The following is a 24,211-nucleotide window of genomic DNA, read 5'->3' on the forward strand; positions in this document are numbered from 1 at the left end:
TCAAATCCGGTCAGCCGCGGCTCGGCGCGGGCAGCGCGGCGACGGTCAGGCTCAGTCCGTCCGCGGTGACCGGGGGCCCCTCCGGGCGGCAGGTCTGGCCGCCCCAGCTGAGGAGCTGCGCGCCGGTCCAGACCACCGCACCGCTCACGCCGCAGAAGCCGGCTTCCTGGTAGGTCGACTCGCTGAGCTGCACCCGGCCGCTGCGCGGATCCAGCATCGTGACGTCCGGCAGGCCGGCCAGCAGCAGAAGATCGGGAGACAGCAGCGCGGTGAGTCCGGTGTAGCCGGTGCTGATCTCGTTCGGGGCGGGCGCCGCGTGCGAGGTGGTCACCGGAGCCCAGCCGGGGAGCAGCACCCCGTCCGACAGCGTCCCGACGGCGACCCAGGTTTCCGGGGCCTGATCGGTGAGGGCCAGATAGACCTTGCCGCCCGCGGCGGCCAGGCCGACCCGTTCGACCGCCTTGTCGCCGACCGGTGCGGGGGTCCGGGCGAGCTCCGACCCGTCCAGCCCGACCTGGGTGACGGCCAGCCGGCCGTCGTCGGCGTACTCGGCGAGCACCAGCGTGTCTCCCGAAGGGGCGGCGGCGAAGACCCGGCCCGGCGTGGGGAACGTCGTCCAGGCGTCGGCGCGCGGGTCATAGACCAGTGTCGTCTTCGACATGTCGGCGCCGAGCACGCCGTTCCCGCCGAACACCACCATCTTGCCGCCGGCCATCAGCGCCTGGCCGCCGGTGCGGCCCCGGCCCGGTGCGGCGGCGATGCGCCGCCACTTGTCGGTCCGCGGGTTGTAGGCGGCACCGTCGACGACGCCGAACTGGCTGTGCCGGGCGTCCGAGCCACCCCAGACGATCATCTCGGTGCCGGTCCAGACGGCCTGCGCCTCGGAGCGGGCGCCCAGCGGCGCGGCCGGGAGCTTGCGCCACGATCGCGTGCCCGGGCGGTAGGCGGCGCCGTCCGCGAAGAACTTCTCGTGCGCCTGGTTCCCGGCGAAGCCGCCCCAGACGAGCAGCTCGGACCCGGTCCAGACGCCGCTGACGTCCCGCCGGGCGGCCAGCGGCGCGGCCGGCAGCTTCTCGACGGCGGCCGTCCACGGTGGCGGGGCCGATTTGGTGACCTTGGTGGCGAGCACGGCCGCGCCGGCCGCCACGGCGATCAGGCTCGCGCCGGCCATCGCGAACCGGCCCACAGTAAGTCTCATGATGTGCGCATGATGCGCTACGGCCATCGATGCCGATCACACCGGGGCGTCAGTCACCTTCCGCGCGTACCCGCAAGTGGGCCACCCCGCCGGAGCAGGACAACTCCACCTTGACCCGGTCGTGGTTGTCGCGGGTTCCGCGGAATTCGCCTTCCCGCGCGCTCTGCTCGTGCACCGAATAACCCTGGGCCGGCGACATCGACTCGATGCCCGCGCAGGACGCCAGCACGGTGCCGCCGTCGGTGACGAAGGACTGCACGGTCTGCGGGGACTCGCCGATCTGCGCGGACGGGGAGGGCGAGGGAGAAGGAGAAGCCGAGGGGGAGGCCGACGGCGAATCCGACGTCTCCAACGCCCGCCGCACGTCCTCCTCGCTGATCGGCGTGCCCTGCCGCGAGGTCAGGCCGGCGCCGACGATGCCGATCCCGACGACGCCGACCAGCACCGCGAGCACCGCCGCCAAGATCCACCCGGTGACGATCACCCCGGGCCGGTGACCCAGCCGATCCAACAAACGCATGCCCTTACTCTGCGCGCTCCGACGCTAAGCCGGGCACCCGGCACGGATAAGGGACGGTTAAGAAGGCGCCGGTCGGCGGGGTGCAGCGGTTAGCGTGGCGCCGTGGCGAGACTGTTGTTGATCGAGGACGACCCGGCGATCCGGGCCACCCTGCTGCGCGCGCTGCGCGAGCGGGGGCACGCCGTGGCCGCATCGCCGGCCGCGATGGAGGGCCTGCAGACCGCGCTGGCCGAGAAGCCCGACCTGATCGTCCTGGATCTGGGCCTGCCCGACCTCGACGGCCGGGAGCTGCTGCGCATGCTCCGGGCGGTCTCCAAGGTGCCGGTGATCATCGCGACCGCCCGGGACGAGGAGACCGAGATGGTCCGGCTGCTCGACGCGGGCGCCGACGACTACGTGGTCAAGCCGTTCACGGCCGCCCAGCTGGACGCCCGGATCCGGGCCGTGCTGCGCCGCGGCCAGGCCCCGGAGGAGTCGTCCGTCCTCACCGTCGGTCAACTGCAGATCGATCCGGGTGCACGGTCGGTCACCCTCGACGGTGCCGCGGTGGAGTTGACCCCGCGCGAGTTCGACCTGCTGCACCATCTCGCGCAGCGGGCCGGCCAGGTGGTGACCAAACGGGAGCTGCTGAGCGAGGTGTGGCAGGTGCCGTACGGCAGCACCGACAAGACGGTCGACGTGCATCTGTCCTGGTTGCGCCGCAAGCTGGGGGAGACCGCCCTGGAGCCGCGCTACCTGCACACCGTGCGCGGCGTCGGGGTCAAGCTCAGCGAGCCGTCGTCGTGAGGGCCCGGCTCACCCTGCTGGTCGCCGCGACCACCGTGCTGGTGCTGCTCGCGTTCCTGATCCCGATGGCGCTGCTGGTCCGGCAGGTCGCCGCCGACCGGGCGCTGAGCCGGGCCGACGACGTGGTGCAGACGATCGTTCCGCTGGTCAGCGACCCGCAGGCGCTGCGGTTGGCGGTGCCGGTCCAGGCCGTACCGGTCACCGTCTTCCTCCCCGACGGCAGCTCGGTCGGCGCGCCGGTCGGCCGGACGCCCGCCGTGCAGCTGGCCGCGGCCCACGGCCAGGCCCTGACCGTGGTGACCCCGGCCGGCCAGGAGCTGGTCGTCCCGATCGTCGGCGTCGGCGGCGTCACGGTGGTCCGGACGGTGGTCACGAACGCCGAGCTCACCCGCGGGGTCGGCCGCGCCTGGCTGATCCTGGCCGGGCTCGGGCTCGCGTTGGTGCTGCTCGGGCTGCTGGTGGCCGATCGGCTCGCCCGGGCCATCGTCGTGCCGATCACCGAGCTCTCCGCGGTCTCGCACCGCCTCGCCGGGGCCGAGCTGACCGCCCGCGCCGAGCCGGCCGGGCCGCCGGAGCTGCGCGAGGTAGCCGGCGCGCTCAACCATCTGGCCGGGCGGATCCAGGATCTCCTCGCCGCCGAGCGGGAACGGGTCGCTGACCTGTCGCATCGGCTGCGCACCCCGCTGACGGCGCTGCGGCTGGAGGCCGAGTCGCTGCGCGATCCGGAGGAGGCCACCCGGGTGGCCGCGGCGGCGGACGGGGTGGCACGGGCGGTGACCGCGGTGATCCAGCAGGCCCGCCGGCGTGACGCCACGCCCGTCGCGGCCAGTTGCGATGCGACGGCCGTGGTCACCGGCCGGGTTGCCTTCTGGGCGGTGCTCGCCGAGGACACCGGCCGGGTGCTCGCCCAGGATCTGCCGTCCGGGCCGCTGCCGGTCGCGGTCGCCGCGGATGATCTCGCGGCCGCGCTGGACGCCCTCCTCGGCAACGTCTTCGCCCACACCCCCGACGGGACCGGCCTCGCGGTCACTCTCCGCGGAAAAACCGGCGGCGGCGCGGTGCTGGAGGTCTCCGACGAGGGGCCGGGCTTCGGCGCGGCGGTTGCGGAGCGTGGCGCCTCCGGCGGCGGATCCACCGGCCTCGGCCTGGACATCGCCCGCCAGGTGGCGGCCGGCTTCGAGATCGGCACATCCGCCTCCGGCGGGGCATCGGTCCGGCTCGAGATCGCCGGTCACTGATTTTTGCGTACGCGTCAAGAAGTCCCCCACCGCAGCCGAGCCCGCACCCGCTTTTGGAGAAAACCACCGCCGCACCGCCTACTTCGAGGCTTGGTTCGCACCCGGCACACGGAAATGCGCCGGACCCCCATGGCCCGGCGCATGCCCTATCGCGTTCAGTCGTCGGAGCCGTGCCCGCCACTGCCGTGGTCGTCGCCCTTCTCGGACCCGTGGCCGCTCTTCCCCGAGCCCCGGTTCCGCCCGTGGTCGTCACCCGGCTCGCTGGTCCGGCCGCCGCGGTCGTCACCCTTCTCGGCCCGTCGCCCGCCGTTGTCGTCGCCCGACTCGGCCGTCCGCCGGCTGCGGTCGTCCCGCTTGACGCCGTCGTCGCTGCCGTCGTGCCGGGTGTGGGTGGACGCACTGGCCGAGGGGCTCGGCGAGGCACTGGCACTGGCGCTCGGCGAGGCACTCGGCGACGAGTCGTCGCTCACCGTCACCGAGGTGGTCGACCGGTGCGGCGCCGGGTCGTCGGCTCCCGCCGCCAGCGCCGTCCCCGCGATCCCCAGCGCCGCCAGGGTGCCACCGGCCACCATCGCCACTACACGCTTCTTGTTCATCTTTTGGCCTCTCCATCGTTCGGACATGCAAACGATCTCGGAGAAGGCCCTATGCGCACGCTGTGCGACCGTTAAGGCCGCGCTAAGACCTGCTCGGCGGCGCGCCGGCGAATCAGGATGCCGCCCATCAGGGCGACGCCGAGGCCGAGGGTGACGATCGCGACGGTCGCGCCGAACATCAGCGCCACCAGCGGCAACGTGATATAGAGCGCGGCGCTCAGCACCAGGATCGTCGGGAATGGTCGCGGGTCGAGAGTGCTCAGCCGCGCGGCCAAAGCAGGATCCTCGGCGTGCAGGTGCCGCTCGATCTCCTCGAGGGCACGCCGATGGTCACCGTCCAGCATTGTGCCTCCGCCACCCCTCGGGCGCCCTTTACCGGGTCAGCCGGAGATGTGCTCAATGCTCGGAAATCGAGCGGTTCGGGACGTTGGGAGCCTATAACAGAGGGTGCGTAAGGGTTTCCTAGACGCGATATCCGAGGAGCTCGCATGACCACAGTCGCACCACGCCCGGTGACGACCAGGCCTTATCCGGTCCGACGACAGGTCAAGGGTTCTGCGTTCACCCGGATCCTGCGGACCACCGACGCGAAGCAAATCGGGATCATGTACATGATCACGTCGATCATCTTCTACATGGTCGGCGGCGTCATGGCCCTGCTGATGCGGGCGGAGCTGGCCCGGCCGGGCATGCAGTTCCTCTCGCCGGAGCAGTACAACCAGCTGTTCACCATGCACGGCACCGCCATGCTGCTGTTCTTCGCGACGCCGATCGTGTTCGCCTTCGCGAACTTCGTGGTGCCGATGCAGATCGGCGCCCCGGACGTGTCGTTCCCCCGGCTCAACGCGTTCGCGTACTGGCTCTACCTCTTCGGCACGCTGATCGCGATGAGCGGCTTCATCACCCCCGGTGGCGCGGCCGACTTCGGCTGGTTCGCCTACGCCCCGCTCAGCGACTCGCTGCACTCCCCGGGCATCGGCGGCAACTGCTGGGTGGTCGGCCTGGCCATCGGTGGTCTGGGCTCGATCCTCGGCGCGGTCAACCTGATCACCACGATCCTGACCCTGCGCGCCCCCGGCATGACCATGTTCCGGATGCCGATCTTCACCTGGAACATGCTGGTCACCAGCCTCCTGGTGATCCTGATCTTCCCATTCCTGGCCGCCGCCCTGTTCGCCCTCGCCGCCGACCGTGTGCTGGGCGCCCATGTGTTCGATGTGGATACCGGCGGGCCGATGCTCTGGCAGCACCTGTTCTGGTTCTTCGGCCATCCCGAGGTGTACGTCATCGCCCTGCCGTTCTTCGGCATCATCACTGAGGTCATTCCGGTGTTCAGCCGTAAGCCGGTCTTCGGTTACAAGGGCCTGGTCGCCGCGACCCTGCTGATCGGTGCGCTGTCGATGAGCGTGTGGGCGCACCACATGTTCGTCACCGGCCAGGTGCTGCTGCCGTTCTTCAGCTTCCTGAGCTTCCTGATCGCGGTGCCGACCGGGATGAAGTTCTTCGTCTGGATCGGCACCATGTGGCGCGGCCAGATCAGCTTCGAGACGCCGATGATGTTCGCCATCGGCTTCCTGGTGACGTTCCTCTTCGGCGGTCTGTCCGGGGTGCTGCTGGCGTCGCCGCCGATCGACTTCCATGTGTCCGACTCGTACTTCGTGATCGCGCACTTCCACTACGTACTCTTCGGAACCATCGTTTTCGCCGTCTTTTCGGGGATCTATTTCTGGTTCCCGAAGATGTTCGGCCGGATGCTCGACGACCGCCTGGGCAAGGTCCACTTCTGGCTGACGTTCCTGGGCTTCCACGCGACGTTCCTGGTGCAGCACTGGCTGGGCACCGAGGGCATGCCGCGGCGGTACGCCGACTACCTGCCGAGCGACGGGTTCACGTTCCTGAACATGTTCTCCACGGTCGGCTCGTTCGTGCTCGGCATCGCGACCCTGCCGTTCATCTACAACGTGTGGCACTCCTACAAGGCCGGCCGGCTCGTCACGGTCGACGACCCCTGGGGGCACGGCAACTCGCTGGAGTGGGCGACCTCGTCCCCGCCGCCGCTGCGCAACTTCGACCGGATGCCGCGCATCCGCTCCGAGCGCCCGGCCTTCGACGTGAAGTTCCCCGAGCTGGCGGCGGGGGAGCAGTCCCTGGCCGGCCCGCCGGAGGGCGGCGCCCGAGTCCTGACCAGCGAGTCCGACGGCGGCGCCACCTATATGGAGGACATCGCCTCCGACCGGGACCGCTGACCGGGGCGCCCGAGCACGGGCCGATCGGCCCCCAATTGGCCCTTTCCCCGGAATCAGCCCGCCCGTGGTCACGGCCGTTACTGTCCGCGCACCGCGGCTTATGCTGTGCCCGTTTCGGTCGTCACCGGCCGTCTACGGGGAGTCACACATGCGTACCTTCCGCTCCGCGCTCCTGTCCCTGGTCCTCACCCTCCCGTTACTCGTGGCCGGCGGTCCGGCCCGTGCCGACGATCGGACGCTGCCGGCGAGCGCCGGCCATCCGGTGCCGATCGGCTTCGTCAACGCGATGCTTGTCGATCCGGCGCACCGGCAGGTCTTCCTCGCCGAGCAGGCCAGCGACCGGCTGCTGGCCACGTCCTACCGAGGCGGGGTCAACGTCATCCACGACGGTCTGGACGGGGTCAACGGGCTGGCGCTCTCCGCCGACTCCCGCACCCTCTACGCCGCGCTGTACTACGCGCACGCGATCGTCGCCCTCGACGCCGTGACCCTGGTCGAGAAGGCGCGCTATCCGCTGGACGCGGACATGTACCCGGCCAACCTCACCCGCACCGCCGGCAAGCTGTGGTTCGGCTACCACCGCGGCTTCGGGGACGACCAGAACCGGGGCAACTTCGGCTCGCTCGACCTGTCCGGCCCGGCGCCGGTCGTGCACCTGCACGACCCGGCCACCGACGACAGCGCCTTCTTCTCGGCGCCCTACATGGTGTCGGTGCCCGGCGCGCCCGGCGTTCTGCTGGTCGCCGACAGTTCGGCCAACTACCCGCCGTCCGGCACCGCGTCCACCTACGACGTGTCGAGCGGCACCGAGGTCTTCCGCAGCCACGGCGATCTGTCGCCGGACTGGACGCTCGACGTCGCGCTCACCCCGGACGGGAAGCAGATCCTGTCGAACGGGGTCTGCAGCGTGTGGCGTACCCCGGTGGCCGACCTGACCCGGAACGCCGAGGCGTACCGGCAGATCTGCAACCCGGTGTCGGTCGACGCCGCCCGGGACGGCCGGGTCGCCTTCGCTTATCGGGGCACCAACGTTCCGGACATCTCGATCTACCCGCGCGGCTCGGAGACGGCGCCGACGGATTACCGGTTCCCGGTCGGCAACTTCGATGCGGCCGACAAGGTGGCCTGGGAGCCGGGCGGGCCGCGACTGTTCGCGATCTCCTACGACAACAAGCAGCAGACCAAGCTCTGGGTGCTCAACGAGCCGCGACTCGTCACCCCGCCGCTGACCCTGAACCACCACCGCGCGGTCTACGGCTACGGCACGACCGTCGTGTTCACCGCCCACCTCGGCAACTGGGCCGCGAACCGGATCGTGGAGATCTGGGCCGATCCGTACGGCAGTGACCAGGGGCCGCGCCTGCTCACCCGGGCTCCGGTGAACCCCAAGGGCAACGTGTCGGCGCGGATCCGGCTGACCCGCAACACGGTGGTGACCGCCCGGTATGCCGGCGACGATCGGTACGCGCCGCGTTCGGTCTCGTCGACCGTCTACACGAAGGTCGCGGTCAGCACCGCGCTCGCCCGGTATTACCGGACCGGCCGGATCGGCGGCACCACCTATTACTACTTCCACCGGACGACGAACCCGTACGTGACGACGTCGATGACGCCGTACCCGAACCGCAAGCAGCGGCTGATCGTCGAGCGCTGGTCGGGCGGCAAGTGGCGGGTCTCGACGGCGAGTTACCGGGTGCTGAACTCGGCCGGTAAGTCCTCCGTGCAGCTGACCGGCAGCCATCCGGTGGGCGGGAAGTTCCGGGTTCGGGCCGCCTACGTCCAGACGAGCTCCGGCGACAACCTCAACTACACGACGTACAGCGCGTACCGGTACTTCACGTACCGGAAGTGAAAAGCGGAACGGCCGCACCCGGGGATGGGTGCGGCCGTGCCTTTGGGGGATGGGGAACTCAGTTGGGGTTGCCGACCCCGGTGAGGATGCGGCTGCGGAGGTAGCGGCCGGCCTCGGTGAGGACGCCGGCGCCCTCGAAGTTGGTGCCGGCGCACGTGCCCTGCTTGAAGGCGGAGTTGGTCTCGCGGCCGTCGGAGAGGCTCCACATGCCGTACGAGATCTTGTTGGCCTTCAACAGGTCCAGCCAAGCCGTCGTGCTGGTGAAGTCGTTGGTGCCGTCGCCGGTGAAGGTCTGGGTGCCGAACTCGCTGACGAACAGCGGGAGCTCCTTGGCGGCCCGGGCCACCACCGCCCGGCGGTCGGCGCCGTGCGACGCGGCGTAGAAGTGGAACGTGTACATCACGTTCTTGAAGTCGACCGGGTCGGCGAGGATCTCCTTCTCGTCACTGCCGTCGGTCAGGCCGAGCGAGGAGAAGCCGCGGGTGCCGACCAGCACGACGCTGTCCGGCGAGTTCGCCCGGATGACCGGGATGACCTGGTCGGCGTACGTCTTGATGGCGTCCCAGCTCACGCCGTTCGGCTCGTTGGCGATCTCGTAGATGACGTTGTTGTTGTTCGCGTGCTTGGCCGTGACGTTCTGGAAGAAGGTCTTGGCCAGGCCCAGGTTGAAGTTGGGGTCACCCGGCGTGAGGATGTGGAAGTCGACGACCACGTAGAGGCCCAGCTCCGTCGCGTCGTCGACCAGGCCGTTCACCTTGTTGGTGAAGCCGGTCGGGTCGGTCTCCAGACCGCCCTCCTGCACGTACATCGACAGCCGGATGAAGTCGGCGTTCCAGTCGTTGCGCAGCGCGGCGAGCGAGTTGGCGTTCACGCAGTTCGGGAAGAACTGCAGGCCGTGGCTGCTCATGCCGCGCAGCTGGATGGCCGTGCCGGCCTCGTTGCAGAGCTGCACGCCGCAGACGCTGAGCTGCCCGTTGGCCGCGACCGGCGTCCCGGCCGGGGCGTCGGTGTCCGGCTGCTCCGGGGCGGGCGCCTCGGTGGTCGGCGCGACGGTGGTGGGCTCGGCGGTCGGCTCGGCGGTAGCGCCGCCGGCCTCGTTGAGGCCGCACGCCGACAGGCCCTCGGCATTGAGATCCGGCTTGGCGGCGTTGCGGCCGATCGCGGTCTCGATGCGGTTGATGGTGGCGAAGCGCTTGTCCTTCAGCGGCCCGAGGATCGCGTTCTTGATGAAGTCCTTGCCGCCCTGGCCGACCGTGCTCTTCAGCCGGTTGTTCGCCTCGGTGATCTGCGTCTTGAGCAGCTCGAGGTTGCGGTCGACGTCGGCCTTCTGCTGGGCCGGCACCGCGACGGTGATCGGCACATCCGGGCAGTTGACCGTCGGCACCCCGGCGGCGGCGTCGGAACCGGCGGCCGCGGACGGCACCGCGGTCGGCTGCGCGGCCGACGCGCCGCCACCCTGGTTGAGGGTGCACGGCGCCAGGCCCTCGGCATTGAGGTCGGGCTTGGCGGCGTTGCGGCCGATCGCCGTCTCGATGCGGTTGATGGTGGCGATGCGCTTGTCCTTCAGCGGCCCGAGGATCGCGTTCTGGATGAAGTCCTTGCCGCCCTGGCCGACCGTGCTCTTGAGCCGGTTGTTGGCCTCGGTGATCTGCGTGTTGAGCAGTTCGAGGTTGCGCTGCACGTCCGCCTGCTGCTGGGCGGGTACGGCCACCTTGATGGCGACCTGTGGACAGTTGACCGTCGGCACCGCCTCGTCGGCGGAGGCGACGCCCAATCCGACGCCGACCACGACAACGGCGACCCCGGCCACCGCGCCGATCTGCCACCGGCGCATCGTCGACCGGCTCATTCCGGACCTGGATCTGTACATTGGAACCTGCGCCTCCCGAGAGATGCCTACGGCCGGCAATACGGGAGCGCTCCCATGGGCGGATCAAGCCTTAAGGTTTATTTCATCTACGCAGGCCGCTGGGCAGATGAGAACGTTCTCACAGTTCCCACCAGTTAGGACACCGGGTCGGGAGCCTGCGGACGATCATCGGTATTCACCAGGGCGGATGCCCTCCACGGCCGGGATCGACAAATCATTGACGTCGATTTTCGGCTGACCAGACCCCTGGCGTCCGGCCGGTACGGTTCCGTCGTGTCCGAGGTGATCGCCGAACGTTACCGCCTGGTAGAGGCGCTGGGCGAGGGCGGCATGGGCCGGGTGTGGCAGGCGCGCGACGAGCTGCTCGGCCGGAATGTCGCGCTCAAGGAACTCGTGCTGCCCCGCGGCCTCCCCGAGGCCGAGATCCGTGACCTGCGGGAGCGGGCCATCCGGGAGGCGCGGGCCATCGCCCGCATCGACCACCGGAATGTGGTCCGCATCTTCGACGTGTTCCACGAGGGCGGCTCGCCCTGGATCGTGATGGAACTCGTGGTCGGGCGTTCGCTCTACGAGGAGGTCCGCGACGACGGGCCGATGCCGCCCGAGCGGGCCGCCGCGATCGGCCTGGACATCCTGGCCGGGCTGCGGGCCGCGCACCGGTCCGGCGTGCTGCACCGCGACGTGAAGCCGGCCAACGTGCTGCTCAGCGACGACGGCCGGGTGGTGCTCACCGACTTCGGCCTGGCCGCGTCGTCCGGCGACTCCGGCATGACCAGCACCGGCATCGTGCTCGGCTCGCCGTCCTACCTGGCGCCGGAGCGGGCCCTGGACGACGAGATCACCGCGGCCGCCGATCTGTGGTCGCTGGGCGCGACGCTCTACGCGGCGGTCGAGGGCCGCCCGCCGTACGACAAGTCGACGCCGATGGCCACGCTCGCCGCGCTGGCCACCCAGCCGCCCCGGCCGCCGACGCAGGCCGGCGTGCTGCAGCCGGTGCTCGACGGGCTGCTGCGCAAGGAGGTGGCCGATCGGATCGGCGCCGACGAGGCCGAGGAGCTGCTGCGCGCGGCTCTGAACGGCGAGATCAGCCCGGCCGACACCATGGGACTTCCTGAGCCGAAGACCCGTCGCGGCGGGGTCCTCTGGTGGGCCGGCATCGCGGCCGTCCTGGTGGTGGCGGCGGTGATCGCCGGGCGTCCGATGTTCTCCAGCAGCGCCGGTGCCGAAGAGCTGCCCGCGTCGGAGCGCATCGTGCAGGAGCAGCCGCCGGCGGGTGTGGTCCCGCCCGTACCCGCCGGATCGGCGCCGCGGTCGGCAGCCACCGCAACCCGGACCACCCGGGTCCCACCCACCACAACCGTCGCCGCCGCTCCGGCCGTGACCACCGCGCACGCCGCGACCGCCACCACGACGGCCGCGCCGAAGCCGGCCGCCGTCGGCAGCCAGATCCAGAACATGCGGACCGGCACCTGCCTGCAGCTGGACTCCGGCAGCGGCGCGATCGTGCTGTGGAGCTGCACCGGCGCCGATGCGCAGAAGTTCGATCTCCCCAGCGACGGGACCCTGCGGGTGCTCGGCCAGTGCGTGCGGATCCTCGGCACCGGCGACGGCGGCCGCCTCGGCACCGGCTCCTGCGCCGGCAAGGCGGCGCAGTGGAACCTGAACGCCTCGTACGACCTGGTCAACCTCGACGTGGTGAAGTGCACGGACGTCCCCGACAGCAACAGCGCCGACGGGGTGCCCGCGCAGATCTGGGAGTGCACCGGCTCCGGCAACCAGAAGTGGCGGCATTAGGCCCTCAGCTGCTCAGATGATTCGCATGTGCGCCGATGGTGCGGGCATGCAGCACGCGCGAATCCTGGACAGGGACCGGCTGAGCGTCCTGCGGGCCACGAGCCTGCTGGCCGCCGGTCAGGTGCCGTCCCTGGACCGGCTGACCGGGCTCGCCGCCCGGCTGGTCGGGGCGCGTGTGGCCATGGTGACGCTGATCGACGCGGACCGGCAGAAGTTCGTCAGCGCCTGCGGTCTTCCGCCGGCCCTGGACGAGCGCCGCGAGTCGCCGCTGACCTACTCGATCTGCCGCTACGTGGTCGAGGACGACGCTCCGCTGATCGTGCCGGACACCGGCGCGGACGAGCGGCTGCGGGACAACCCGGCGGTCACCGTGCTCGGGGCGGCCGCCTACACGGGCTTTCCGCTGCGCGCCCCGGACGGGCACGTGCTCGGCTCGTTCTGCGTGATCGACGACAAGGTCCGCGACTGGACCACCGACGAGCTCGCCACGGTCAGCGACCTGGCGGCCGCGGCCGAGTCGGAGATCGCCCTGCGGCTCGCGCACGGCGAGCAGACCCTGGCCGCCGCCCGGATGCGCGCGGTGCTGGCGAGCGCGCACGACGCGTACGTCTCGATCGACCCGAACGGCCAGGTGGTGGCCTGGAACAGCGCCGCCGAGCGACTGTTCGGCTGGACCGCGGCGGAGGCGCTCGGCCGGTCGATCGACGAGTTGATCATCCCGGAGCGGTTCCGGGCGGCGCACCTGGCCGGCATGGCCCGGGTCCGGGAGACCCTGCACTCCGAGCTGTCCGGCACCCGGATGCAGCTGTCCGCGATCGACCGGCACGGGCGGGAGTTCCCGGCCGAGATGAGCCTGCAGGTCTGCTTCGAGCGGGACGTCCCGTTCTTCCACGCGTTCCTGCACGACATCAGCGACCGGATCGACGCGCTCAACGAGCTGGAGCGCCGGCGTCAGGAGCTGGACGACGAGCACACCTTCCTGCACTCGCTGCTGGACAACCTCGACACCGGCGTCGCCGCCTGCGACAGCGACGGCAGCGTGACCTTCTTCAACCGCGCGCTGCGCGAGGTGCACGGCCGCGACGCGGAGGCGGGTGAGTCGGGGGAGAGTTGGGCTGCGCAGTACGACCTGTACGCCCCGGACGGCGTCACCCCGCTGGGCGCCGACGAGGTCCCGCTGGCCCGCGCGCACGCCGGCGAGATCGTGCGCGGCATGCACATCGTGGTGCGGGCCGAGGAGGGCGGGCAGCGCCGGTTCGTGTGCAACGGCCGGCCGATCGACACCGCCGACGGCCGCCGGCTGGGCGCCGTCGTCGCCATGCACGACATCACCGAAACGCATCACGTCGAAGAGCTGCGCCGGGCCCGGCACGCGGTGGCCCAGGTGCTGTCCGAGGCCACCAGCGCCGAGCAGGCCGCCATCCGCGCGGTCACCGTGATCACCGACCAGCTCGGTCTGGCCTGCGGCGAGTACTGGCAGGTCACCGACGACCGGGAGCACATCGGGCGGCTCTGCTCGCACGTCACCGGCGGGATCGACCTGTCCGAGTTCACCGGCGACGAGCCGCTGGCGTTCGAGCGTGGCCAGGGCGTGCCCGGTCTGGTCTGGAAGCGCGGCGCCGAGGTCTGGATGAGCGAGCCGCCGGACGACATGGTGGACAAGGGCCGGCTCGAGGGCGCGGCCATCGCCGGCCTGCGAACCGCCATCGCCGTCCCGGTCCGTTCCGGTCGCCGGGTGCTGGGCGTGCTCGCCTTCTACTCGTCCGAGGAGTTGCCGCACGACCCGGAGATCTCGGCGATGCTCGACACGGTCGCGGCCCACCTGGGCCGGTTCGTGGAGCGCCGCCGGGCCGAGGACCTCACGCTCGCGCTGTCCGAGGCGCGGCGCGACTTCGACCGGGTGATCGGGCAGCTCAACGACTACGTCTGGACCGTCGAGGTGGTCCCGGGCGAGCAGGGCAAACTCGTCTACGGCAGCCCGAACGCGACCGGTGTCTTCGGCGGCGAGCCGCAGGCCGACGAGGGCCGGGCCACCTTCATCATCGACCGGACCCACCCCGAGGACGCCCACAAGATCCCGGTGTTCCACCAGACGCTGGGCCGCGGCCTGCCGTCCGAGCTGGAGTGCCGGATCGTCGGCTACGACGGCGTGGTGCGCTGGGTCTGGACCCGGGCGCAACCGCGCATCGTGGACGGTCACATCCTGGTCGACGGGATCAGCACCAACGTCACCGAGCGCCGGGAGCTGGCCGAGCAGCGCGAGCAGGTGCTCGAGCAGGAGCGCCAGCAGGTGGAGCAGCTGCGCGAGCTGGACCGGATGAAGGACGAGCTGGCCGCGGTGGTCATCCACGAGCTGCGCAACCCGCTCGGGGTGATCCGCGGCTACACCGAGATGCTGCTGGAGAACCCGCGGATCGACGACCTCGCCCACCGGTACGCGTCGGTGGTCGAACGCACCACCAACCACCTGCAGCGGCTGGTCGACGACCTGCTCGACCTGGCCCGGGTCGACGCCGGGCACCTCAGCGTGGACCCGATGCCGATGCCGGTCGGCCGGTTGGTGTACGACGTTGTGGACAACCACCGGCCCGGCGCGTACGCCAAGAAGCTGATGATCACCGAGCGGCTGGACCATGATCTCCCGGTGCTCGGGGACGCGCAGCGTCTCCGGCAGGCACTCGACAACCTGATGTCCAACGCGATCAAGTACACCCCGGAGGGCGGCACCGTCACGGTGGTCGCGCAGCAGGCCGGCGACCGGGTGGTCATCGAGATCAGCGACAGCGGCATCGGCATCCCGGCCGAGCAGTACCCGCACCTGTTCAGCCGGTTCTTCCGGGCCAGCAACGCGACCGCGCAGGGGATCAAGGGCACCGGGCTGGGACTCGCGGTGACCAAGGCCATCGTGGACGCTCACCACGGGACCCTGGTCGCCTCCCCGGCGCCGGGCGGCGGCACCCTGTTCACGCTGAGCCTGCCGCTGGCCGCCGCCCTGGAGTCGATCAGCTGATCTTTAGACGAGAGCCGGCTCGATCTCGGCCGGGGCCTCGGCGGAAACTGCGCGCACCGTGCGCAGCGACCACAGTGCGACCGGAATGCCGAGCGCGACCAGGATCGCGGCCACCACCAGGGAGTACTGGTAGCCGGCCAGGTAGCGGTGCAGCTCGGTGCCGGCCGCGGCGTTGGACCGGTTGCTCAGGATCGCGCCGAGGATGGTGATGCCGAGCAGGCCGAACACCTCGCGGGAGACGTTCAGCATGCCCGAGGCGATGCCGGCCCGGTCGCTGGGCAGAGCCCCGACGATCACATTGCTCAGCGGGACGAGCGCGCCGCCGCCGAGGCCGTAGAGCGCGAACCAGGGGAGCAGCTGGGTGTAGCTGGTGCCCTCGCCGAAGCCGGAGATGCCGAAGATGGCGATCGCCATCAGCGCCAGCCCCACCGCCACCGTGCGGGCCGCGCCGAACCGGGCCTCGAGCCGTGGCGCGACGATCGCGGTCACCGCCATGATCAGGGCCATCGGGATGAACGCCGAACCCGCCTCGGTGGGCGAGAAACCGAGCACGTTCTGCAGGTAGATGGCCATGTAGAAGTAGATGCCGAAGACCCCGAACGCCCACAGGCCCATCACCAGCAGGCCGCCCGAGAACACCCGCTGGCGCAGGAAACTCAGGTCCATCATCGGGTTGGCGGAGCGGATCTCGACGACCACGAAGGCGACGGCCGCCGCTGCCGCGATGCCGAAGGCGGCCAGGATGGTGCCGGACGTCCAGCCGTGCGACTCGCCCTCGATGAGCGCGTAGGTGAGGGCGAACAGTGCGAGTGACGAGGTGGCGACGCCGGGGAGGTCGAACCCGCGGGCGGTGCCCCGGCGCGAGGCCGGAAACGTGACCGCGGCCAGCACCGCGGTGGCCACCCCGATCGGCGCGTTGATCAGGAAGATCCAGCCCCAGGACACGTGCTGGCTGAGGATGCCGCCGGTGAACGGGCCGATCGCGAGGGCGAGGGCGCCGACGCCACCCCAGACGCCGATCGCGGTGGCGCGCTCCCGGGCATCCGGGAAGAGCTGGGTGATCAGGGCCAGCGCGGCCGGGGTCAGCAGCGCGGCGCCGATGCCCTGGACGGCCCGGGCGCCGATCAGTACCTCCTGGTTCTGCGCGAGGCCGGCGCCGATCGAGGCGAGGGTGAAGACCGCGAGACCGCCGAAGAACACCCCGCGGGTGCCGATCACGTCGGCGATCCGGCCGCCGGCCAGCAGCAGGCCGGCGAAGACCAGGACGTACGCGCTGGTGATCCACTCCAGACCGGAGATGCTCAGCTGCAGGTCGCGCTGGATCGACGGGAGGGCCACGTTGACCACGTTGTTGTCGAGATAGGTCATGAAGGTGCCGAGCGCCACCGCTACCAGCGCCCACCACCGTCGGTTCTTCTCCATGGAAAGCCCTTCCTGTACGGCGTCCTTGTACAACGTACATGTACCTCGTACATGACACCTATACGTTGTATGGTTGTCAAGTGGCAGCGGAGAAACTGAGTCGGGCAGCGGTCGCCGAGCGCGCGCTGAGCCTCGGCGACCAGGAGGGCGTGGAAGCCGTCACGGTTCGCCGGCTCGCGCAGGAGCTGGGCGTGACGCCGATGGCGCTGTATTGGCACTTCAAGAACAAGGACGAGCTGCTGGTCGGCATCGTCGACCACGCGCTGGCGAGCGTCCGGGCCGACCGGTCCGCCGCCGATCCGTGGCCGAAGCAGCTGCGTGCCATGGTTGAGGCGCTCGTCACGGTGATGCGGGAGCATCCGTCGCTGCCCGAGCTCATGCACTCCGTCGCCAAGGACGAGGGGGAGAGCTTCCAGCGCGCCTCGGACGACGCGCTCGCTCTGCTCACCGCGGGCGGCTACCCCATCGACCAGGCCTGGTGGGTGGCGTCCTACCTGCTGCACTCGGCGATCGGGATGGTGCAGGCGCAACCCGACTGCCCGGCCAACGTGCCGGCGGCCGAGGCGCCGGAGTGGCGCCGCAAGAAGCGCCTGATGCTGGAGAGCCTGCCGGCCGACAGGTTCCCGATGATGGTGGCGTTCGGCGCCACCTACGCCCGGGCGCCGGACACCGAGCGTTACTTCAGTTTCTGCATCGACCTGGTCATGGCGGCGGTGGAATCGATGGCGCCGGGATCACAGCGGCCATGACGCCGCGCTCGGCGTAACGTCCAGGGTGTGACAAGAGTCGACTTCTATTTCGACCCCGCCTGCCCCTTCGCCTGGATCACCTCCCGCTGGATTCTCGAAGTGGAGAAGCAGCGCGAGATCGATCTCCGTTTCCACGTGATGAGCCTCTATGTGCTCAACGAGGGTCGCGATCTTCCCGAGGAATATCGCGAGCTCATCGATCGATCGCTCGGCACCGTGCGAGTGGTCACCGCGGCCGCCGTCAAGCACGGCGAAAAGGTGCTCGGTGATCTCTACACCGCGCTCGGCACCCGCATCCACAACCAGGGCAACAAGGACTTTGCCGTGGTCATCCGGGAGGCGCTCGCCGAGGTCGGGCTGCCGGCCGAGCTGGCCGACGCGGCCACCAGCACCGAGTTCGACGCAGAGTTACGGCGTAGCCACCATGAGGGCATGGATCCGGTCGGTGAGGATGTCGGCACGCCGACCATTCACATCAACGGAGTGGCCTTCTTCGGCCCGGTTCTGTCGAGCATTCCGCGTGGTGCGGACGCGTTGACGGTCTTCGACGGGGCGGTGGCGCTCGCGTCGTACCCGGACTTCTTCGAGTTGAAGCGCACGCGTACCGGTGGCCTCAATTTTGACTAACTGCCCATAGGTCGGCAAAACGCCCAGCGATTTCGCGGTCCTTTGACCGTTTTGAGATCGCTGGGCGGTTGTTTATGATCATTTGCCCCAGTCGATACCCGCGGTGGATGTCACACGCCAGGGTGGCCGAGGAGGTAGGGCAAACGGCTGGCCAGCAAGGGGAAAACCGGTTGATCAGCTGGCCGCTGGTACCGGCGGCGGTAACGGTCAGTCGTTTCTGCGGCACGAGTCGGCACGACTGCCGTTCCCATTCATAAAGGCATATCCCGGGGTCGTATCGTGACTCGCGCGGAGGATGTCCCCATGCCTCCGCGCGGGACGGGACCGGTGAATTCAATCACAAGTATTACGGTTTTGTTTCGTCAGTGGCTGCGGTGAGAGGACCCACACTCGGTGCAACAGGATCGGTACGCTGCCCGCACGATCAGTGTCGTGATCTGTAGCTATGCGGATTGGCGCTGGGACGACTTCCGGCGCGCGTGCGTCTCCGTCGAGGAGCAACTTACCGAGGGTGACGAGCTGGTGGTCGTGATCGACCACAACGACGGCCTGCTCGAGCGAGCCCGGACCGAGTTCCCCAACGCCCGCGTCGTCCCCAACGCCGGCCGCAAGGGTCTCTCCGACGCCCGCAACACCGGGGTCGAGACCAGCCGCGGCGACGTGGTCGCTTTCCTCGACGACGACGCGGTCGCCCGGCCCGGCTGGGTCGACGGCCTCCGCACCGCGTTCGCCAGTGACGACGTGGCCGTCGCCGGCACCACGGTCCGGCCCAACTGGGAGGGTGGCAGCGCGCCCCGCTGGTTCCCCGACGAGTTCGGCTGGGTGGTCGGCTGCAGCTACCGTGGCCTGCCCGAGGTCAAGACGACCGTCCGCAACCCGATCGGCGCTTCCATGGCGGTGCGGCGCACGATCTTCGGGAAGGTGGGCGGCTTCTCCGACGCCATCGGCCGGGTCGGCACCAAGCCGGTCGGCTGCGAGGAGACCGAGTTCTGCATCCGGGTCTCCGCGCACGACCCCAACTACAAGGTGGTGTTCGACCCGTTCTCGGCGGTCGACCACTACGTTCCGGCGGTCCGGCAGACGATGAAGTATTTCGTCAGCCGCTGCTACCACGAAGGCCGCTCGAAGCGGATCGTCTCGATCCTGCAGGGGACCGACGCCGGTCTGTCCTCGGAGCGTACGTACGTGCGCGTGACTCTTCCGTCCGCAGTGGTGAAAGGGGTCGCCGGATCGCTACGGCGGCCGTCAGGTCTTCTCCGCGCCGGCGTCGTGGTGATCGGCCTGAGCAGCACCGTCCTGGGCTACGTGGTCGAGTCCTTCCAGCGAGGACAGGTCACCGTTTCCGCAACCTGAGTCGTGCCCGCTGATGAGGGGCTCCATGTTCGAGGCGTTTTTCCGATCCGTCTGCCGTCGCGTCCGCGACAGGCGGCCGGGGGCAATCGGGGAAGGGCCACCCCTCATCTCACTAGCCGAAACTGGAGCAAGGTAACCGTGGACGCAACACCCTTCCGGTTCAGCATCATCATTCCCACGTACAACAGACGCGAGATCCTGCTGGACACGGTGGCCTCGATCGCCGCCGCCAGCCGGCCGTGGCCGTGCGAACTGATCGTGGTGATCGACGGTTCCCAGGACGGGAGTGCCGAGGCGCTCCGGAAACTCGACCTGCCGCTGCCGATCACGGTGGTGGAACAGGTGAACCAGGGCGCTGCGGCGGCCCGCAACACCGGCGCGCTGGCCGCCCGGGGTGAGCTCCTGCTCTTCCTCGACGACGACATGGCCGTCGAGAAGGATTTGATCATCGAGCACGAGAAGACGCTGATGGCGGGCGCGGACGCGTCGGTCGGGCACATGCACATCGACCAGCGCTCGCCGCACAACCTGATGACCCGGGGCGTCGAGCGCTGGGCCGCGCTGCGGCGGGAGCGGCTCGAGAAGTCCGGCGGCAAGCTCGGCATGACCGACTTCCTCACCGGCCAGCTGTCGGTGCGGGCCGACTACTTTCGCAAGGTCGCCGGCTTCGACGGCGGGATCACCGCCGACGGCACCTTCGGCGGCGAGGACACCGACCTCGTCTACCGCCTGCTGCAGCACGGCGCCACCCTCCGGTTCAGCGCCAAGGCGATCTCCCACCAGCGGTACGTGGTGCCGGCCGCCAAGAGCATCCGGCAGTGGGAGCAGGCCGCGCACGCCGATGTCGCGCTGTCGCACAAGCATCCCGGCATGGGCACCATGCTGAACAACGGGTACGCCGGCAACTCGCTCATGGGCCGGTTCACCCGCACCCTCGCGGCCCTGCCGGCCGGTGTCTTCCGGCCGTTCCAGGAGCGGGTCACCCAGCGGGTCGACAACGGCAAGATGGACGCCGCCACCGACGCGGTCTTCACCATGCTGCGCCGGATCGCCTACTGGCGTGGCGTGCGCTCCCGCGGTGGGTACGACCTGGCCTCCGACCCGGGTGTCCGGGTCGTCGCGTACCACGCGATCGAGGAGATCGACGACCCGCAGATCGGGCTGTACAGCGTCGCGCCCGAGCTCTTCGAGAAGCAGCTCGACGCGATGGTCGCGGCGGGCTACACGTTCATCACCGGCACCGACCTGCTCGAGCACCTCGACGGCCGGCCGCTCAAGCCGCGCAGCGTCCTGCTCACCTTCGACGACGCGTACGAAAGCCTGCTCACCAACGCCACGCCGATCATGGAGCGGTTCGCCGCCAACGGCATGGTCTGCGTGGTCGGCGACGAGATCGGTGGCTACAACACCTGGGACCACGCCGAGGGCGCCACCAAGTTGCCGCTGCTCAGCGCCGAACAGCTCGACCACATGCGGGCGAACGGCTGGGAGATCGAGTCGCACAGCGCGCGGCACGGGCACCTCACCCGGATGGGCAGCGCCGAGCTGGCCGCCGATCTGACCGGGTCGCGGGACTCCATCGCGGACGCCGGCCTGGGCCGCCCGCGGTTCGTGGCCTACCCGTTCGGCGAGCATGACCGCCGGGTGCGCGCGCAGGCCCGCAAATCCGGCTACTCGGCCGCCTTCGCGCTGGTCACCGGCCCCACCAGCCCCGCCGACGGGAACCGTTACGGGATTCCCCGGGTAGAGGTTCAGAAAGACACCACGCCGGACGATCTGCTACGGCGGCTCGACAACCCGGTGCGGATCGGCCGCGGCGACGTCCTCCGACGTGAGTTGCGCGGCCTGGCCAGCGGGGTGCTCGCCCGCGTACGGCGTAGCCCCGAGCACCACCACCCCTGGAATACCGACGGAGCTGCGTTGACCCTCCCTACCGTTCGTACCGGCGTCTGGTGCTGCGACTTCGAGTTGGCCGGCGACGGCGCGACGTCGTCGATGGTGCCCGCCCGCGACGAGACCAGCATGCGAGTCCTGGTGCGCCTGCACGGTGAGCCGCTCGGGTACCTCACCCTGCCCCGCACCGGCACCGACCGCGATCACGTGGCGATCCGCCGGGCCACCTGGGCCGAATTCGGCGATCTGCTGATCGAGCACCTGAACGCGGAGGGCACGCCCGTCCCCGAGCAGTCCGAGCGGGCCGACTGGCGCCCGCCGGCTCAGCCGGACACCTGCCCCAACCGGGTCGAGGCCGACGGCGACCTGGTCTCGGTCGTGGTCTGCACCCGCAACCGCAGCGAGTCGCTGCCGGACTGCCTCGACCGGCTGGCCGCGGTGACCTACCCGCACGTCGAGTTCATCATCGTGGACAACGCGCCCAGCGACGACTCCACCCAGCAGGTGGTGCAGCGCTACGCGTCCGCCGACGAGCGGTTCCGCTACGTTCGCGAATCGCGGCCGGGCCTCTCCCGCGCCCGCAACGCCGGTCTCGCCGCGGCTCGTGGCCGCTACCTGGCCTACACCGACGACGACGTCGCGGTCGACAGCGGCTGGGTGCACGGCCTGGTCCGGGGCTTCCGCCGCCGGGCCGACGTGGCCTGCGTGACCGGCCTGGTCTGCACCGCGGCGATCAGCAACGGCTCGGAGGCCTACTTCGACGCGCGGCTGGCGTCCTGGTCGACCCGGTGCCGGCCGCAGTTCTTCGACATGTCGATGCGCGGCGAGTACGGCGTGCTCTACCCGTTCTCACCCGGCATGTTCGGCACCGGTGCCAGCTTCGCCTTCGACCGGGAGCGGCTGGTCCGGCTCGGCGGCTTCGACGAGGCGCTCGGCGCCGGCACGCTCACCCGCGGCGGCGAAGACCTGGACATCTTCGTCCGGGTGATGCTCGACAACGGCGCGATCGCCTACGAACCCTCCGCGGTCGTATGGCATCACCACCGGGCGGACGAAGCGGCCCTGCTGCGTCAGATGTATGGCTACGGCACCGGTTTCACGGCGTACGTAACAAAGCTTCTGATGTCTCGTGCCACCCGTGGCGAGGTGTTGCGGCGTGTTCCGGCCGGTCTCGCCAAGATGGTGCGGATCAAGCGGGAGACCGACCAGCGCCTGACCGAGGCGGTGCCCACGCCGGCCGGTGCGATGCGCCGCGAATTCACCGGTTATCTCACCGGTCCGGTGCTCTATGTCCGGGCCCGCCGGCAGGTTCGCCGGGAGCTCGTCGCCTCGTGACGGTGGTCGCTTGTCGCTCATCCTGAAACAAATTCTTAGTATGGTCAGCCTGTAAGCCGGGGGTCGAGAAGTCCGGCGCTGTGCGCTTCTGAAAGGGCTCTTGATGACTGCCGAGCCGGTGGAGAAAGAGGCGAAGAACCATGTCGCCCAACTCTTCGGCCGGGACTCGATCTATCTGGTGGTCTGGGCGGTGCAGCTCCTCTGCTCCGCCCTGTTCACCCCGGTCCTCACCCGCATCCTCAGCGCGGGTGACTACGGCACGGTCCAGTCCGGCATTGCGATCATGCAGGTGTTGTTCATCTTTGCCGCGCTCGGCCTGCAAGCGGCTGTGCAACGCGAGGACGCCGGCAACGACAACCTGCTCGGCGCGCGGCGCCTGATCGGTTTCGGCGTCATCGCGGCCGGGGCGATCACCTTCACCGCATGGTCGACGGTCGGGCTGTGGAGCGCGCCGCTCGGTCTGCACGGCAGCCAGTACGAGTTGAAGATGTCGGTGATCTGGGCCGGTGCGTCCGCGGTCACCAACACCTCGCTCGGCCTGCTGCGCAGCCGGGACCGGCTGGCCGCGTTCGTCGCGGTCGGCCTGACCCAGTCGGTGGGCGGTCAGCTGACCGCGCTGGCGCTGTGCAAGTTCATCGCGCCCACCTCCGAGAACTACCTGCTCGGCCAGACCGTCTGTCAGATCGGCGCGATGCTGATCGCGCTCTGCATCTTCCCGCCGGCCTTCTTCTGGGTGCGGCACTTCGACTTCCTCGGCCGGGCGCTGCTGTTCGCCCTCCCGCTGGTGCCGTCCACGCTCTCCACGTTCGTCATCGAGAGCTCCGACCGGCTGGTGATCGGCGCGAACCTCGGCAGCGAGCAGGTGGCGCGATATCAGATCGCGTACAACATCGCGAGCATGCCGATGCTGTTGCTGGCGGTGCTCAGTTCGGCGTGGATGCCCCGGTTCTTCAGCCTCAGCGAACCGGGGGAGCGCGCTCAAGTCCTGCGCGACAGCCGGGATGCGCTCAACCGGCTGATGGTCCCAGTGGTCCTCGGCTTCGCGTTCGGGTCACCACTGATCCTGCGGTTGTGGGTGCCTCCCTCGTACCGTCCGGATGATCTTCAATTCGTCGTCGCCGTCGTCCTGATCACCGTGGTGCCCTACTCGGCGCAGCTGGCCGTGACCCGCACCCTGCTGACCTACGGCCGGACCGGCTCGATCGCGCTGGTCAACTTCGTCGGCGCGGCGATCAACCTGGTCGTCAACCTGGCCCTGGTCACGCATCTCGGGCTGATCGGGCCGGCCCTCGCCACGCTCATCGCGTTCACCCTGCTCTGGCTGATCTTCGCCTGGGTCGGCCGGGACATCTCGCCCGGACGCGCGCCGATAAACCTTCTGCTGCAGCTCGTCGCCGCCTGCGGGATAGCACTGGCCGCGGCCGCCGTCCCGGAGAGCGTTCCGGTCATGATCCTGCGGGCCGCCCTCAGCGTCGGCGCGGTGGCCTGGTTCGTGCTGGTCTTCCTGAAGATCCGCCAGACCGAGGTGCCCGAGTCCGACCTGATGATCGACGAGCACGTGACGACCCTGATGCCGGCGGTCGCCGAGATCACCACGTTCTCGGCGCAGGTGCCGGTCCGGGTGCCGGCGATCGGCCGGGCCACCGTCCGCCGCCCGTCGAACATCGAGCAGACCGCGAAGATCTACTACGGCGGCCGGTACGTGACCCGGCTCTAGGATCG

General features: G+C 69.9%; 17 protein-coding genes. 11 read left to right on the top strand and 6 right to left on the bottom strand.

Annotated elements, in window-relative coordinates; genetic code table 11:
* Positions 1 to 10 precede the first annotated feature (10 nt).
* Together Adu01nite_RS25355 and Adu01nite_RS25360 are read right to left on the bottom strand one after the other, a co-directional pair.
* Complete coding sequence (locus tag Adu01nite_RS25355; RefSeq protein ID WP_203729975.1) at positions 11 to 1,198, bottom strand: Kelch repeat-containing protein; 1,188 nt, start codon at positions 1,196 to 1,198, stop codon at positions 11 to 13.
* Between the two features lie 49 nt (positions 1,199 to 1,247).
* The gene (locus Adu01nite_RS25360) at positions 1,248 to 1,718 is read right to left on the bottom strand and encodes a hypothetical protein (protein ID WP_203729976.1); all 471 of its coding nucleotides are present in this window, start codon (positions 1,716 to 1,718) and stop codon (positions 1,248 to 1,250) included.
* Positions 1,719 to 1,820: 102 nt separating this feature from the next.
* Here Adu01nite_RS25360 and Adu01nite_RS25365 point away from each other — a divergent pair, with 102 nt between their 5' ends.
* The gene (locus Adu01nite_RS25365) at positions 1,821 to 2,504 is read left to right on the top strand and encodes a response regulator transcription factor (protein WP_203729978.1); all 684 of its coding nucleotides are present in this window, start codon (positions 1,821 to 1,823) and stop codon (positions 2,502 to 2,504) included.
* Entirely contained in the window at positions 2,501 to 3,742 is a 1,242-nt protein-coding gene (locus tag Adu01nite_RS25370; protein WP_203729980.1) for a HAMP domain-containing protein, read from the top strand. Before Adu01nite_RS25365 ends, Adu01nite_RS25370 begins: the two co-directional genes overlap by 4 nt.
* 155 nt (positions 3,743 to 3,897) lie before the next feature.
* On the opposite strand, the gene Adu01nite_RS25375 is transcribed toward Adu01nite_RS25370, so the two are convergent.
* Positions 3,898 to 4,338 (bottom strand): hypothetical protein, encoded by a 441-nt coding sequence (locus Adu01nite_RS25375; RefSeq protein WP_203729982.1) that lies wholly within the window; start codon positions 4,336 to 4,338, stop codon positions 3,898 to 3,900.
* 71 nt (positions 4,339 to 4,409) lie between these two features.
* Positions 4,410 to 4,682: a DUF3040 domain-containing protein gene (locus Adu01nite_RS25380; protein WP_203729984.1), complete on the bottom strand. Its 273-nt coding sequence runs from the start codon at positions 4,680 to 4,682 to the stop codon at positions 4,410 to 4,412.
* A gap of 144 nt (positions 4,683 to 4,826) precedes the next feature.
* Between Adu01nite_RS25380 and ctaD the strand changes: the two genes are divergently transcribed.
* Positions 4,827 to 6,584 (top strand): aa3-type cytochrome oxidase subunit I, encoded by a 1,758-nt coding sequence (gene ctaD, locus Adu01nite_RS25385; RefSeq protein ID WP_203729986.1) that lies wholly within the window; start codon positions 4,827 to 4,829, stop codon positions 6,582 to 6,584.
* A 148-nt stretch (positions 6,585 to 6,732) separates the two neighbouring features.
* Positions 6,733 to 8,436, top strand: a complete 1,704-nt coding sequence (locus tag Adu01nite_RS25390; protein WP_203729988.1) for a hypothetical protein — start codon at positions 6,733 to 6,735, stop codon at positions 8,434 to 8,436.
* Positions 8,437 to 8,494: 58 nt separating this feature from the next.
* Here Adu01nite_RS25390 and Adu01nite_RS25395 read toward each other — a convergent pair whose 3' ends face one another.
* A complete protein-coding gene (locus Adu01nite_RS25395; protein ID WP_239132697.1) occupies positions 8,495 to 10,285 on the bottom strand; it encodes a glycoside hydrolase family 5 protein in 1,791 nt (596 codons plus the stop codon).
* Between the two features lie 294 nt (positions 10,286 to 10,579).
* Here Adu01nite_RS25395 and Adu01nite_RS25400 point away from each other — a divergent pair, with 294 nt between their 5' ends.
* Together Adu01nite_RS25400 and Adu01nite_RS25405 are read left to right on the top strand one after the other, a co-directional pair.
* Complete coding sequence (locus tag Adu01nite_RS25400; RefSeq protein ID WP_203729990.1) at positions 10,580 to 12,100, top strand: serine/threonine-protein kinase; 1,521 nt, start codon at positions 10,580 to 10,582, stop codon at positions 12,098 to 12,100.
* A gap of 46 nt (positions 12,101 to 12,146) precedes the next feature.
* A complete protein-coding gene (locus Adu01nite_RS25405) occupies positions 12,147 to 15,110 on the top strand; it encodes a PAS domain S-box protein (protein ID WP_203729992.1) in 2,964 nt (987 codons plus the stop codon).
* A gap of 3 nt (positions 15,111 to 15,113) precedes the next feature.
* On the opposite strand, the gene Adu01nite_RS25410 is transcribed toward Adu01nite_RS25405, so the two are convergent.
* A complete protein-coding gene (locus Adu01nite_RS25410; RefSeq protein WP_203729994.1) occupies positions 15,114 to 16,532 on the bottom strand; it encodes an MFS transporter in 1,419 nt (472 codons plus the stop codon).
* A gap of 80 nt (positions 16,533 to 16,612) precedes the next feature.
* Here Adu01nite_RS25410 and Adu01nite_RS25415 point away from each other — a divergent pair, with 80 nt between their 5' ends.
* From Adu01nite_RS25415 to Adu01nite_RS25435, 5 genes are all read left to right on the top strand, one after another.
* Positions 16,613 to 17,281 carry a TetR/AcrR family transcriptional regulator gene (locus tag Adu01nite_RS25415; RefSeq protein WP_239132698.1) on the top strand — a complete coding sequence of 223 codons (669 nt, stop codon included), beginning with the start codon at positions 16,613 to 16,615 and terminating at the stop codon, positions 17,279 to 17,281.
* A gap of 27 nt (positions 17,282 to 17,308) precedes the next feature.
* Positions 17,309 to 17,908, top strand: coding sequence for a mycothiol-dependent nitroreductase Rv2466c family protein (locus Adu01nite_RS25420; RefSeq protein WP_203729998.1), 600 nt, complete (start codon positions 17,309 to 17,311; stop codon positions 17,906 to 17,908).
* Positions 17,909 to 18,340: 432 nt separating this feature from the next.
* Positions 18,341 to 19,261 carry a glycosyltransferase family 2 protein gene (locus Adu01nite_RS25425; RefSeq protein WP_203730000.1) on the top strand — a complete coding sequence of 307 codons (921 nt, stop codon included), beginning with the start codon at positions 18,341 to 18,343 and terminating at the stop codon, positions 19,259 to 19,261.
* Between the two features lie 138 nt (positions 19,262 to 19,399).
* Positions 19,400 to 22,489 carry a glycosyltransferase gene (locus tag Adu01nite_RS25430; RefSeq protein WP_203730002.1) on the top strand — a complete coding sequence of 1,030 codons (3,090 nt, stop codon included), beginning with the start codon at positions 19,400 to 19,402 and terminating at the stop codon, positions 22,487 to 22,489.
* 103 nt (positions 22,490 to 22,592) lie between these two features.
* Entirely contained in the window at positions 22,593 to 24,206 is a 1,614-nt protein-coding gene (locus Adu01nite_RS25435; RefSeq protein ID WP_203730004.1) for a lipopolysaccharide biosynthesis protein, read from the top strand.
* Positions 24,207 to 24,211: the final 5 nt, after the last annotated feature.

The sequence above is a fragment of the Paractinoplanes durhamensis genome (assembly GCF_016862175.1).
In the GTDB taxonomy this organism is placed as follows: domain Bacteria; phylum Actinomycetota; class Actinomycetes; order Mycobacteriales; family Micromonosporaceae; genus Actinoplanes; species Actinoplanes durhamensis.